Source organism: Bacteroides sp. RCH18, assembly GCF_058231005.1.
Genome location: NZ_JBIPTC010000002.1, coordinates 321,628 through 334,582 on the forward strand (window position 1 = coordinate 321,628; position 12,955 = coordinate 334,582).

Consider the following 12,955-nt stretch of genomic DNA (forward strand, 5'->3'; position numbering starts at 1 on the left):
TGCATAAAAAGTAAAATTTATACTGATGTAAGGTTTGGCTATGCAGATTTGTGTCAAAATGCACATCCTTTCTATCAAAATGCGTAAGGAAAAGGAGGAAGGAAGCGCCTATCTTTGCAATGTAGGTAAATGGATACCTTAAATATATAGACAAAATACCATGAAACAGAACTTTTTTGCAGTCGACCTGGGCGCAACAAGCGGCCGTACAATCTTAGGCTCTTTTATTGAAGGCGGATTAAATCTGGAGGAGATTAATCGTTTTCCTAACCACTTGATCGAGGTGGGTGGACATTTCTATTGGGATATTTATGCATTATACCGTCACATTATCGACGGATTGAAATTGGTAGCTCACCGTGGCGAATCTATTGCCTCTATCGGTATAGATACATGGGGAGTAGATTTCGTCCTCCTTGGAAAAGACGGAAACTTGCTTCGCCAGCCTTATGCATATCGTGATCCGCATACGGTAGGAGCACCGGAAACCTTTTTCTCTCGTATCTCTCGTAGCGAGGTATATGGTAAAACTGGTATTCAGGTAATGAATTTTAATTCACTTTTCCAATTAGATACTTTGCGTCGCAATCATGACAGTGCATTGGAGGCAGCAGACAAAGTTCTGTTTATGCCGGATGCGTTGAGCTATATGCTGACCGGGAAGATGGTAACTGAATATACCATTGCTTCCACTGCCCAATTAGTGAATGCACATACGCAACGTCTGGAACCGGAGTTGCTGAAAGCAGTCGGACTGAAAGAAGAGAATTTCGGTCGTTTTGTCTTCCCGGGTGAGAAGATAGGAACATTGACTGAAGAAGTGCAAAAGATAACAGGATTGGGGGCAATTCCTGTGATTGCGGTGGCCGGACATGATACCGGATCTGCTGTAGCAGCTGTTCCCGCACTTGATCGTAATTTTGCATATTTGAGTAGCGGTACTTGGTCGCTGATGGGGGTGGAAACAGATGCACCGGTGATTACAGCTGAAACAGAGGCTTTGAACTTTACGAATGAAGGTGGCGTAGAAGGCACAATTCGCCTTTTGAAGAATATTTGTGGAATGTGGTTGCTGGAACGTTGTCGTCTGAATTGGGGAGATACAAGCTATCCGGAATTAATTACCGAAGCGGATTCGTGTGAACCATTCCGTAGTTTAATCAATCCGGATGACGACTGTTTTGCAAATCCTGCGGATATGGAACAGGCCATTCGTGAATATTGCCGGATTACTGGGCAGCCGGTTCCTGAGCAACGTGGACAAATAGTACGTTGTATCTTTGAGAGTCTGGCTTTGCGTTACCGTCAGGTGTTGGAGAACTTGCGTGCGCTTTCTCCTCGTCCTATCGAAACTCTGCATGTGATCGGTGGCGGTAGCCGTAATGACTTGTTGAATCAGTTTACTGCTAATGCTATCGGTATTCCGGTTGTGGCAGGACCGTCTGAGGCAACAGCTATCGGTAATGTCATGATTCAGGCAATGACGGTGGGAGAGGCGACGGATGTTGCCGGTATGCGTCAGTTGATAAGCTGTTCAATTCCGTTGAAGACTTATCACCCACAGGATATGGCAGCCTGGGATGCGGCTTATATCCATTTTAAAAACTGTGTTCGATAAATTCCGGAGAATTAAGAAATAACCGACAGAATAATATTAACTTTTAATAATAGAATATCATGAAAAAAGAAGAAATGATTCAGAAAGCGTATGAGATTGCTGTTGAACGCTATGCAGCAGTAGGTGTAGATACTGAAAAAGTACTGAAAACCATGCAGGACTTCCACTTGTCACTTCATTGCTGGCAGGCTGATGATGTAACAGGTTTTGAAGTGCAGGCAGGTGCACTGAGCGGAGGTATTCAGGCAACCGGTAATTATCCGGGCAAAGCTCGCAATATTGATGAACTGCGTGCCGACATTCTGAAAGCCGCTTCTTATATTCCGGGTACACACCGTCTGAACCTGCACGAAATCTATGGGGATTTTCAAGGTAAAGTGGTAGACCGCGATCAGGTAGAGCCTGAACATTTTAAGAGCTGGATTGAATGGGGTAAGGAGCATAACATGAAACTCGATTTCAACTCTACTTCATTCTCACATCCGAAATCTGGTGATTTGTCACTGTCTAATCCGGATGAGGGCATCCGTCAGTTTTGGATTGAGCACACCAAACGTTGTCGTGCCGTTGCCGAAGAAATGGGTAAAGCGCAGGGTGACCCGTGTATCATGAATCTTTGGGTACATGACGGAAGCAAGGATATCACTGTAAACCGCATGAAATATCGTGCATTGTTGAAAGATTCTCTGGATCAGATATTTGCTACTGAATATAAAAACATGAAAGACTGTATTGAATCAAAAGTATTCGGTATCGGTCTGGAAAGCTATACAGTAGGTTCCAATGACTTCTACATTGGTTATGGTGCATCCCGTAACAAGATGGTGACTTTGGATACCGGTCACTTCCATCCGACTGAAAGTGTTGCCGACAAAGTATCTTCTCTTTTGCTTTATGTGCCCGAATTGATGTTGCACGTAAGCCGTCCGGTTCGTTGGGATTCCGACCACGTAACTATTATGGATGATCCTACAATGGAACTGTTCAGTGAAATTGTTCGTTGCGGTGCATTGGAACGCGTACACTACGGTCTCGACTATTTCGATGCTTCTATCAACCGTATCGGTGCTTACGTTATCGGTAGCCGTGCTGCTCAGAAATGTATGACACGTGCTTTGCTCGAACCGATTGCCAAGCTGCGTGAATACGAAGCTAACGGACAGGGATTCCAGCGTCTGGCTCTGCTCGAAGAAGAGAAAGCGCTTCCATGGAATGCAGTATGGGATATGTTCTGCTTGAAGAACAACGTTCCGGTAGGCGAAGATTTCATTGCGGAAATCGAAAAGTACGAAGCGGAAGTAACTTCTAAACGATAAGTGATGGATATTCTAATAGGCTTGTTGATTATAGCCATCGGTAGCTTTTGCCAGTCCAGTTCCTATGTACCTATTAAAAAGGTGAAGGAATGGAGCTGGGAAAGCTTCTGGTTGGTACAAGGTGTGTTTGCCTGGCTAGTGTTCCCGTTCCTGGGATCACTGCTGGGGATACCCGCAGGAGGCAGTTTGTTCGACCTGTGGGGAGCCGGAGGTGCTGGGATGAGCATCTTTTATGGTGTATTATGGGGAATAGGCGGATTGACTTTCGGACTCTCCATGCGTTACCTGGGTGTTGCGCTCGGACAGAGTATCGCATTGGGTACTTGTGCCGGATTCGGAACTCTTTTTCCTGCCATCTTCGCCGGAACCAATCTGTTCGAAGGTAACGGACTGATTCTTCTTCTAGGAGTTTGTATTACGCTGGCGGGTATTGCTATCATTGGTTATGCCGGTGGCTTGCGTGCACAGAATATGAGCGAAGAAGAAAAACGGGCTGCCGTAAAAGACTTTGCATTGACAAAAGGTTTGCTGGTAGCACTTCTTGCGGGTGTGATGAGTGCCTGCTTTGCTTTGGGACTGGATGCCGGAACTCCTATCAAGGAAGCTGCTTTGGCAGGTGGCGTGGATGGACTTTATGCAGGTCTTCCTGTTATCTTCCTTGTGACTTTAGGCGGATTCATGACAAATGCCGCTTACTGCCTGCAGCAGAATATAGCTAATAAGTCTGTCGGTGACTATGCCAAAGGAAAGGTATGGGGTAACAATCTCGTCTTCTGTGCGTTGGCCGGTGTACTGTGGTACATGCAGTTCTTCGGACTGGAGATGGGTAAGAGCTTCCTCACGGAAAGTCCGGTGTTGCTGGCTTTCTCATGGTGTATCCTGATGGCGCTGAACGTAACCTTTAGTAATGTATGGGGAATCATCCTGAAAGAGTGGAAAGGAGTATCTGCCAAAACAATCACAGTATTGATCTGTGGTTTGGTAGTCTTGATCTTCTCGTTGGTATTCCCGAACTTGTTTTAATAATAAATAGATATGAAATCAATTTTAGAAAATCGTCCGGCACTTGCCAAAGAAGTAAACAAGGTAGCTGAAGTTGCCGGATACTTGTGGCAAAAAGGATGGGCTGAACGTAACGGTGGTAATATCACCGTAAATATCACAGAGTTTGTAGACGATGAAATCCGTCGGATGGAACCGATTAGCGAAGTAAAATCCATTGGCGTTACATTGCCTTATCTGAAAGGATGTTACTTTTATTGCAAAGGAACCAACAAACGTATGCGTGATCTGGCTCGCTGGCCGATGGAAAATGGTTCGGTGATCCGCATTCTGGATGATTGCGCCAGCTATGTAATCATTGCCGACGAAGCGGTGGCGCCGACTTCGGAACTGCCTTCCCACCTGAGCGTACACAATGATTTGCTGAGCAAGAATTCTCCTTATAAAGCATCTGTCCATACTCACCCGATCGAACTGATTGCCATGACTCATTGCGAGAAGTTCCTTCAGAAAGATGTGGCAACCAATCTGTTATGGAGTATGATTCCCGAAACGAAGGCATTCTGTCCGAGAGGTCTGGGTATCATTCCTTATAAATTGCCTAGCTCGGTAGAACTGGCGGAAGCTACTATCAAGGAATTGCAGGACTACGATGTAGTCATGTGGGAAAAACACGGTGTTTTTGCCGTAGACTGCGATGCCATGCAGGCTTTTGACCAGATTGACGTGCTGAATAAGTCGGCGTTGATCTATATTGCTGCAAAGAATATGGGCTTCGAACCGGATGGTATGAGTCAGGAACAAATGAAAGAAATGTCCGTTGCTTTCAATCTTCCTAAATAATACTTGTATTAATCACTGAATTTATCTACTTTAGCGACCGCAGCATTTTCTACCAATGGAGAATGTTGCGGTAACTTTAAAATTATGACACAACTATGAATCGCATTATTCTGAATGAGACCTCTTATTTCGGTGCAGGATGCCGGAGTGTAATTGCTGTGGAAGCAGCCAGACGTGGCTTTAAGAAAGCCTTTTTCGTAACAGATAAAGACCTTATCAAATTTGGTGTTGCAGCCGAAATCATTAAAGTATTTGATGACAATCATATTCCGTATGAACTTTATAGTGATGTAAAGGCTAACCCTACCATTGCTAATGTGCAGAATGGTGTGGCTGCCTATAAGGCTTCCGGTGCAGACTTTATCGTAGCTTTGGGTGGCGGTTCTTCTATCGATACGGCAAAGGGAATCGGTATTGTTGTGAATAACCCGGATTTTGCCGATGTGAAATCTCTGGAAGGTGTGGCTGATACCAAACATAAGGCTGTTCCTACCTTTGCATTGCCTACCACTGCCGGAACTGCTGCTGAAGTGACTATCAATTATGTGATTATCGACGAAGATGCACGCAAGAAAATGGTATGTGTAGACCCGAACGATATCCCTGCTGTAGCTATTGTAGATCCGGAACTGATGTATTCCATGCCGAAAGGACTGACTGCCGCTACAGGTATGGATGCGTTGACTCACGCCATCGAAAGTTATATTACTCCGGGCGCATGGGCAATGAGCGATATGTTTGAACTGAAAGCCATTGAAATGATTGCTCAGAACTTGAAAGCAGCGGTAGATAACGGTAAAGACACAGTTGCCCGCGAAGCAATGTCGCAAGCTCAATATATTGCCGGTATGGGATTCTCCAATGTAGGTTTGGGAATCGTACATTCCATGGCTCACCCGTTGGGCGCTTTCTATGATACTCCTCACGGCGTTGCCAATGCGCTGTTGTTACCTTATGTTATGGAGTACAATGCAGAGTCTCCGGCTGCTCCGAAATATATCCATATTGCCAAGGCGATGGGCGTCAATACAGACGGTATGACAGAAGCTGAAGGTGTGAAGGCGGCTATCGAGGCAGTGAAAGCGCTTTCTCTGAGTATCGGTATCCCACAGAAATTGCATGAAATCAATGTGAAGGAAGAGGATATTCCGGCATTGGCGGTGGCTGCATTCAATGACGTTTGTACAGGTGGTAATCCGCGTCCTACGTCAGTAGCGGAAATTGAAGTATTATATCGGAAAGCATTCTGATTTTAATTGTATAAGGTTTGTTTTTTATAAGCATCCGGAGGATCTGAACAGGTGCTCCGGATGTTTTTTTACTGTTTAGCGTGTGTTTTTTGAAAATAATTCCTACTTTTGTTCAATTCAATTGTATGAAAACACGCCTGTATGACTGAGGATAATAATCTGGGATTAGAATTTAAATACTTGATAGTTAATGACATGGACCGCAAATTCGGTCTGTGGGTGAATACGGTCGGCTATCAGTCTATCCCTCCCGATTCTCCTTATCCGCTGAAGGAGCATCCGTCCGGTTACTATTTCAATGCCGAAAAAGGAAGAGTCTTGCGGGAATATCAATTGGTCTATATTACAAAAGGGCGCGGTTTGTTTTCTTCCGATTCTACTCCTGAAAGACAAGTTTGTAAAGGTCGGCTGATGGTATTGTTTCCCGGACAGTGGCATACTTATTATCCATTGCGGCAGACCGGATGGACGGAATATTACATTGGTTTTGAAGGTCCGGCGATTGATACGATTGTGGGCGATGCCTTTCTTTCCCAGGAAAGACAGATATTGGAAGTCGGCATCAATGAAGAACTGGTATCTTTGTTTTCCCGCGCTTTGGAAGTGGCAGAAGCGGATAAAATATCTGCCCAGCAATACCTTTCCGGAATCGTGCTTCATATGATCGGTATGATTCTTTCAATTTCCAAGAATAAAGTCTTCGAGATGAGTGATGTCGATCAGAAGATCGAGCAGGCAAAGATACTTATGAATGAAAATGTATCCGGCAATATTGATCCGGAGGAACTGGCGATGAGACTGAATATCAGTTACTCATGGTTCCGCAGGGTTTTTAAGGAATATACCGGCTATGCACCCGCCAAATATTTTCAGGAACTGAAACTTCGTAAAGCCAAGCAAATGTTGGTGGGAACTTCCCAGTCAGTAAAAGAAATTTCTTTTTTTCTGGGCTTCCAGTCTACCGAATATTTTTTCTCCTTTTTCAAAAAACGTACCGGGCTTACTCCGCTTGAATACCGCTCGTTCGGTCGGGAAGAATAAACATAAAGTTATTTATTGTTAATCTCCTCGATGTGATTTAACCTTTCCGTTTTAATCTGGTCAAATATAATATTGCAATGATGCAATCGGTTTATTATCAGATTAACTATAAAAGAAAAAAGAAATGAAAAGAATCGTATTTTGGATGGTAGCTTTGCTACTGATGAGTGGTGTGGCAATGGCACAAGGAAATCGCCAGGGTGGAAGACAACAGATGGATCCGAAAACCCGTGCGGAACGTATGACAGAGCGTATGGTGAAAGAATACTCTTTGAATGAAGATCAAAAGCAACAATTACAGGATGTCAACCTTGCATGGGTGCAAAAGATGGCTGCTAATCAGGGCGGACGTTCGAAAGATAATAAAGCTGCCAAGATGACTAAGGAAGAGCGGGAAAAGAAGATGGCAGAAATGAAGAAGTCCCGTGAAGATTATGATGCCCAGTTGAAGAAGATTATGACTAAAGAACAATACGATAGCTATGTGAAAAAACAGGCTGAACGTGAGAAACAGATGAAAGAAGGGCGTCAGAACCGGCAAAAAAGACAAGGGTAATATAGATTGTAATGAATGGATGTACTTCCTTTCGGAAGAAGAATTGAGGAGATACTACTGATTTTTGAGGTAGTATCTTTTTTTTGTATTCGGGTGATTCTTTATTTTGCTTTTTGAGGTTGTGAACAAGTCACATCCTACTTGTTTAAAAACGAGTCTTTTATATAGTTAATTTATTTGTTACTAATTAATTAACCTGTTAATAACTTTGTTGATAACGCAGTTAATATAAGATTGGGGTTGTGAATAAAGGAACTGTAATCAGTAGAATCTTACCGGAGAGAGATAAAAAAAGAACCGCTTGAAAAGCGATTCTTTAGTAAGTTGCGGAGATCCGACTCGAACGAATGACCTTTGGGTTATGAGCCCAACGAGCTACCAACTGCTCCACTCCGCGATGTTTAACGGGTGCAAAGGTACGGCTTTTCTTGAATAAAACAAATTATTCTCCAATTATTTTTTAGAAAAAAGATCGAATTATCTATATTGTGCTGAAAATGAGAGAGGTATTGATGGGACTTTTTTTTAGTACCTATTAATATACAAATGTTAATATTCTGTGCGTTTTCTTGTATGGTCTAAAGAAAAGAATTACTTTTGCTCAAAATATTCAGCAATGTGCAATTTGTATAACCTATGACCGTATCAAAAACGAAAGCCAAGTTAGTAGACGTTGCCCGCCAGCTTTTCGCAAAGATGGGGGTGGAGAACACTACGATGAATGATATCGCCCTCGCTTCGAAAAAAGGTAGAAGAACGCTTTATACCTATTTTAAAAGTAAGGATGAAATCTATTTGGCTGTTGTAGAATCGGAATTGGATATCTTGTCGGATATGATGAAGAGGGTGGCTGATAAAAACATTTCGCCGGACGACAAACTGTTGGAACTGATATATACCCGATTGGATGCAGTAAAGGAGGTCGTTTATCGGAATGGAACCCTGCGTGCTTATTTCTTCCGTGATATATGGCGGGTAGAAAAAGTGCGAAAGAAATTTGATGCGAAAGAAATCCAGATTTTTAAAGCTGTGTTGTTGGAGGGACAGGCGAAAGGAGTGTTTCACATTGATGATGTGGAGATGACTGCCGATTTGATACATTACTGTGTGAAGGGAATTGAAGTTCCTTATATCCGTGGGCATATAGGAGCTCATCTGGACGAAGAAACAAGAAATAAATATGTGTCCAACATTGTGTTTGGCGCACTGCATAGAACAGAAATTTAATTAAATAATTTTTTAGTATGGGATTATTAGACGGAAAAACAGCCATTGTAACCGGTGCCGCCCGTGGTATTGGCAAGGCTATCGCTCTGAAGTTTGCTGCCGAAGGTGCAAACATTGCATTTACTGACCTGGTCATTGACGAAAATGCAGAAAAAACAAGGGTAGAACTGGAAGCAATGGGTGTGAAAGCCAAAGGTTATGCTTCTAACGCTGCTAACTTTGAAGATACTGCAAAGGTCGTAGAAGAAATCCATAAGGACTTCGGACGTATCGATATTCTGGTGAACAATGCCGGTATCACTCGTGACGGTCTGATGATGCGTATGAGCGAACAACAATGGGATATGGTAATCAATGTGAACCTGAAGTCTGCATTTAACTTCATCCACGCTTGTACACCTGTTATGATGCGTCAGAAAGCTGGTAGCATTATCAACATGGCATCTGTAGTGGGTGTTCACGGTAATGCGGGACAGGCAAATTATGCTGCTTCCAAAGCCGGCATGATTGCATTGGCCAAGTCTATCGCACAAGAACTGGGCTCTCGTGGCATCCGTGCCAACGCCATTGCTCCGGGATTCATCCTGACAGATATGACTGCTGCTCTTTCTGACGAAGTGAGAGCTGAATGGGCAAAGAAAATTCCTTTGCGTCGTGGCGGTACTCCTGAAGATGTGGCAAACATCGCTACCTTCCTGGCATCAGATATGTCTTCTTACGTATCAGGTCAGGTGATTCAGGTAGATGGTGGTATGAATATGTAATCGAACAGTATGACTGTCGTATACGAAGACAACCATATAATTGTAGTCAACAAGACCGCTTCCGAGATTGTCCAGGCAGACAAGACGGGCGATACACCGCTTTCGGAAACTGTGAAGCAGTACCTGAAAGAGAAGTATCATAAACCCGGAAATGTTTTCATCGGTGTGACACACCGGCTGGACCGCCCCGTAAGCGGTCTTGTTATTTTTGCCAAAACGAGTAAGGCACTCACCCGTCTGAACGAGATGTTCCGTACCAGTGAAGTGAAAAAGACCTACTGGGCAGTAGTGAAGAATGCCCCCAAAGAGCCGGAAGGTGAATTGGTGCATTATCTGGCACGTAACGAGAAGCAGAACAAGAGTTTTGCTTATGACAAAGAAGTGCCGAACAGCAAGAAAGCGATTCTGAATTACCGGCTGATCGGACATTCGGAGAATTACTATCTGCTTGAAGTAGACTTGAAAACCGGACGTCATCATCAGATTCGTTGCCAGTTGGCAAAAATGGGATGTCCCATTAAAGGAGACCTTAAATATGGCGCTCCGCGTTCCAATCCCGATGGCAGTATTTGCCTGCATGCGCGGAAGGTACGCTTCATCCATCCCGTGTCAAAAGAGCTGATAGAGCTCGAAGCCCCTCTTCCCGAAGGAAATTTATGGAAAGGATTTGAACTGCTTTAGTCAGTGCAAGTCCTTTTTCTTTTGCCAAAAGAGTAAATATCCCTGCCATCCATTCGGTAAACTCTGGCGACAGCCTGATCGTATCGAAATAGAGTTTATATTTGCATCATGAAAACTATAATTCATGAAGTAAATCCTACCATGAAACAATTTCGAATTAACAAGAAAAATACAGATGAACGCATTTAAACTTTTAATGGCTGCTTCCTGCTTTTTAGGTCTGGCAACGAGCGGAGTGGCGAAACAGGACTATTCAAAGAGTGAGGGATTATTACAGTATGTCGATCCTTATATCGGCTCCGGTTTTCACGGACACGTATTTGTCGGAACGAGTGTTCCATACGGCATGGTGCAGCTCGGCCCCAACAATATCCATAAAGGCTGGGACTGGTGTTCGGGATATCATTATTCCGACAGTATTCTGATTGGTTTCTCTCATACTCATTTAAGCGGTACGGGATGTACCGATCTGGGGGATATTCTGATTATGCCTCTCAATGAAATCCGTACTCCCAGAGGTAACCAGGATGATATACGTGACGGTTATGCGTCGAAATACTCACATGATAATGAGATAGCCCGTCCGGAATATTATTCTTTAATTCTGGACAGATACAATATCAAAGCCGAACTGACAGCTACCGACCGGGTAGGTTTCCACCGTTACACCTATTCCGAAGGGAAACCGGCCTCTATATTGATTGACCTGCGCGAAGGAAACGGTTCTAATGCATACGACAGCTATATCCGCAAAGTGGATGACTATACAGTGGAAGGTTATCGGTATGTCAGAGGGTGGAGCCCGTCGCGAAAAGTATACTTTGTACTGAAGAGCGATCAGAAGATTGAGAAATTCACGGCTTATGACGATAATACCCCCAAACCTTGGGATCAGCTGAAAGTAGAATCGGTGAAAAGTGTGCTTACTTTCGGCAATGTGAAAGAAGTAAAGATTAAAGTGGCTATTTCTTCCGTAAGTTGTGACAACGCAGCGATGAACCTGCAAGCGGAACTCTCTCACTGGGACTTCGACAAGGTGGTGAAGATGAGCAGTGACCGCTGGAACAAACAGTTGGATAAGATGACCGTAGAATCAGACGATGAAGCTGCCAAACGTGTGTTTTATACCGCACACTATCATACCATGATCGCTCCTACATTGTATTGTGATGTCAATGGTGAGTATCGGGGGATGAATGATATGATTTACACAGACCCGAAGAAAGCGAATTATACCACTCTCTCCCTTTGGGATACTTATCGTGCCTTGAATCCTCTGATGACTATCATTCAGCCCGAAATGGTGGACAATGTAATTAATTCAATGCTTTCCATTTATCGGCAACAGGATAAACTTCCTATCTGGCCTTTGATGAGCGGTGAAACAAATTGTATGCCGGGATATAGCTCTGTTCCGGTGATTGCAGATGCTTATCTGAAAGGATTTACCGGATTTGATGCGGAAGAAGCCTTGACGGCTATGAAAGCGACAGCAACTTATGAAAGGCAGAACGGAGTTCCTTACGTGATGGCCAAAGGATACATCCCTGCTGATAAAATCCACGAAGCTACTTCCATCGCTATGGAATATGCAGTAGATGACTGGGGAATCGCCGCTATGGCACAAAAGATGGGGAAGACGGCTGATTATGAGACATTCTCGAAGCGTGCCCATTACTATAAGAACTATTTCGATTCTTCTATCCATTTCATCCGTCCGAAACTGGAAGACGGTTCGTGGCGTACTCCGTACGATCCGGCACGTTCTATTCACGGAGTCGGCGATTTCTGTGAGGGCAACGGATGGCAATATACATTCTTCGTTCCGCAAGACCCGTATGGATTGATCAGCCTGTTTGGCGGTGACAAGCCGTTTACATCGAAGCTCGACAGCTTCTTTACGAACAATGACAGTATGGGTGAAGGTGCTTCCAGTGATATCACCGGTCTGATCGGACAATATGCGCATGGCAATGAGCCGAGCCATCACATAGCTTATCTCTATACCTATGCAGGTGAACAGTGGAAAACAGCGGAAAAGGTTCGTTTCATCATGAGCGACTTCTACACAGATCAGCCGGACGGTATCATCGGTAATGAAGACTGTGGACAAATGTCTGCATGGTATCTCCTTTCTGCTATGGGATTCTATCAGGTGAATCCGTCTGACGGTGTGTTTGCTTTCGGCAGTCCTCGTTTTAAAAAGATAGAAGTGAAAGTGCGTGGTGGTAAAGTGTTTACTGTTGAAGCACCGAATAATAGTAAAGATAATATCTATATTCAGAAGGTTTATCTGAATGGCAAACCTTATCACAAAAGTTATATTACGTACGATGATATAATTAACGGCAGTACTTTAAAATTTGAGATGGGCAAAAAGCCTGCCAAGAATTTTGGTAAAGCTTCTGCCAATAGGCCGATCGTTTTGAATAAATAGGTAAAAGATAGTTTTTAGGATAGGTATTGGTTAGGATGATGAACGCCTTCAAGTGTTTGCGGAAGCATATATTTGAAGGCGTTTTCTTATTATCAATGGCAGATATAGAGATGAAAAAAGAAGGCGTGTCAAAAGTCAGTAGTAACTAAACTCCCCTCCTTCAGGAAGGAGGGGTGGCTGAAAGCCGGGGTGGTAGGTATACTGCATGGTTGAATATCAA

11 protein-coding genes and 1 tRNA gene are annotated in these 12,955 nt (G+C 43.8%); 11 read left to right on the forward strand and 1 reads right to left on the reverse strand.

The window, feature by feature from the left end:
- Positions 1–160: 160 nt before the first annotated feature.
- From rhaB to ACHLI0_RS16535, 7 genes are all read left to right on the forward strand, one after another.
- Positions 161–1,618: a rhamnulokinase gene (gene rhaB / locus ACHLI0_RS16505; protein WP_490749706.1), complete on the forward strand. Its 1,458-nt coding sequence runs from the start codon at positions 161–163 to the stop codon at positions 1,616–1,618.
- A 59-nt stretch (positions 1,619–1,677) separates the two neighbouring features.
- Positions 1,678–2,934: an L-rhamnose isomerase gene (locus ACHLI0_RS16510; protein ID WP_010536410.1), complete on the forward strand. Its 1,257-nt coding sequence runs from the start codon at positions 1,678–1,680 to the stop codon at positions 2,932–2,934.
- Positions 2,935–2,937: 3 nt separating this feature from the next.
- Positions 2,938–3,957: an L-rhamnose/proton symporter RhaT gene (rhaT, locus tag ACHLI0_RS16515; protein WP_008762702.1), complete on the forward strand. Its 1,020-nt coding sequence runs from the start codon at positions 2,938–2,940 to the stop codon at positions 3,955–3,957.
- A 12-nt stretch (positions 3,958–3,969) separates the two neighbouring features.
- Complete coding sequence (gene rhaD, locus ACHLI0_RS16520; RefSeq protein WP_008766960.1) at positions 3,970–4,779, forward strand: rhamnulose-1-phosphate aldolase; 810 nt, start codon at positions 3,970–3,972, stop codon at positions 4,777–4,779.
- A 95-nt stretch (positions 4,780–4,874) separates the two neighbouring features.
- Positions 4,875–6,029 (forward strand): lactaldehyde reductase, encoded by a 1,155-nt coding sequence (fucO, locus tag ACHLI0_RS16525; RefSeq protein WP_008762704.1) that lies wholly within the window; start codon positions 4,875–4,877, stop codon positions 6,027–6,029.
- Between the two features lie 141 nt (positions 6,030–6,170).
- Positions 6,171–7,070: an AraC family transcriptional regulator gene (locus tag ACHLI0_RS16530; RefSeq protein ID WP_008762705.1), complete on the forward strand. Its 900-nt coding sequence runs from the start codon at positions 6,171–6,173 to the stop codon at positions 7,068–7,070.
- A 124-nt stretch (positions 7,071–7,194) separates the two neighbouring features.
- Positions 7,195–7,626: a DUF4890 domain-containing protein gene (locus tag ACHLI0_RS16535; RefSeq protein WP_008766958.1), complete on the forward strand. Its 432-nt coding sequence runs from the start codon at positions 7,195–7,197 to the stop codon at positions 7,624–7,626.
- Positions 7,627–7,950: 324 nt separating this feature from the next.
- Here the strand turns inward: ACHLI0_RS16535 and ACHLI0_RS16540 are convergent.
- Positions 7,951–8,023 (reverse strand) — tRNA-Met (locus tag ACHLI0_RS16540).
- A 239-nt stretch (positions 8,024–8,262) separates the two neighbouring features.
- On the opposite strand from ACHLI0_RS16540, the gene ACHLI0_RS16545 reads away from it, so the two are divergent.
- The 4 genes from ACHLI0_RS16545 to ACHLI0_RS16560 all read left to right on the forward strand — a co-directional run bounded on the left by ACHLI0_RS16545 (position 8,263) and on the right by ACHLI0_RS16560 (position 12,735).
- Positions 8,263–8,853, forward strand: a complete 591-nt coding sequence (locus ACHLI0_RS16545; RefSeq protein WP_048698567.1) for a TetR/AcrR family transcriptional regulator — start codon at positions 8,263–8,265, stop codon at positions 8,851–8,853.
- Between the two features lie 17 nt (positions 8,854–8,870).
- Positions 8,871–9,617: a 3-oxoacyl-[acyl-carrier-protein] reductase gene (fabG, locus tag ACHLI0_RS16550; protein ID WP_008762708.1), complete on the forward strand. Its 747-nt coding sequence runs from the start codon at positions 8,871–8,873 to the stop codon at positions 9,615–9,617.
- Between the two features lie 9 nt (positions 9,618–9,626).
- Positions 9,627–10,298 (forward strand): RluA family pseudouridine synthase, encoded by a 672-nt coding sequence (locus ACHLI0_RS16555; RefSeq protein ID WP_008762709.1) that lies wholly within the window; start codon positions 9,627–9,629, stop codon positions 10,296–10,298.
- A gap of 175 nt (positions 10,299–10,473) precedes the next feature.
- Positions 10,474–12,735 carry a GH92 family glycosyl hydrolase gene (locus ACHLI0_RS16560; RefSeq protein ID WP_490749707.1) on the forward strand — a complete coding sequence of 754 codons (2,262 nt, stop codon included), beginning with the start codon at positions 10,474–10,476 and terminating at the stop codon, positions 12,733–12,735.
- Positions 12,736–12,955 lie beyond the last annotated feature (220 nt).

Excerpts from the sequence above, each read along its gene's own strand:
- ACHLI0_RS16530 (WP_008762705.1), top strand. The coding sequence starts at position 6,171 with ATGACTGAGGATAATAATCTGGGATTAGAATTTAAATACTTGATAGTT.
- rhaB (WP_490749706.1), top strand. The coding sequence starts at position 161 with ATGAAACAGAACTTTTTTGCAGTCGACCTGGGCGCAACAAGCGGCCGT.
- fucO (WP_008762704.1), top strand. The coding sequence starts at position 4,875 with ATGAATCGCATTATTCTGAATGAGACCTCTTATTTCGGTGCAGGATGC.
- rhaD (WP_008766960.1), top strand. The coding sequence starts at position 3,970 with ATGAAATCAATTTTAGAAAATCGTCCGGCACTTGCCAAAGAAGTAAAC.
- ACHLI0_RS16535 (WP_008766958.1), top strand. The coding sequence starts at position 7,195 with ATGAAAAGAATCGTATTTTGGATGGTAGCTTTGCTACTGATGAGTGGT.
- rhaT (WP_008762702.1), top strand. The coding sequence starts at position 2,938 with ATGGATATTCTAATAGGCTTGTTGATTATAGCCATCGGTAGCTTTTGC.
- ACHLI0_RS16510 (WP_010536410.1), top strand. The coding sequence starts at position 1,678 with ATGAAAAAAGAAGAAATGATTCAGAAAGCGTATGAGATTGCTGTTGAA.
- ACHLI0_RS16555 (WP_008762709.1), top strand. The coding sequence starts at position 9,627 with ATGACTGTCGTATACGAAGACAACCATATAATTGTAGTCAACAAGACC.
- ACHLI0_RS16545 (WP_048698567.1), top strand. The coding sequence starts at position 8,263 with ATGACCGTATCAAAAACGAAAGCCAAGTTAGTAGACGTTGCCCGCCAG.
- fabG (WP_008762708.1), top strand. The coding sequence starts at position 8,871 with ATGGGATTATTAGACGGAAAAACAGCCATTGTAACCGGTGCCGCCCGT.
- ACHLI0_RS16560 (WP_490749707.1), top strand. The coding sequence starts at position 10,474 with ATGAACGCATTTAAACTTTTAATGGCTGCTTCCTGCTTTTTAGGTCTG.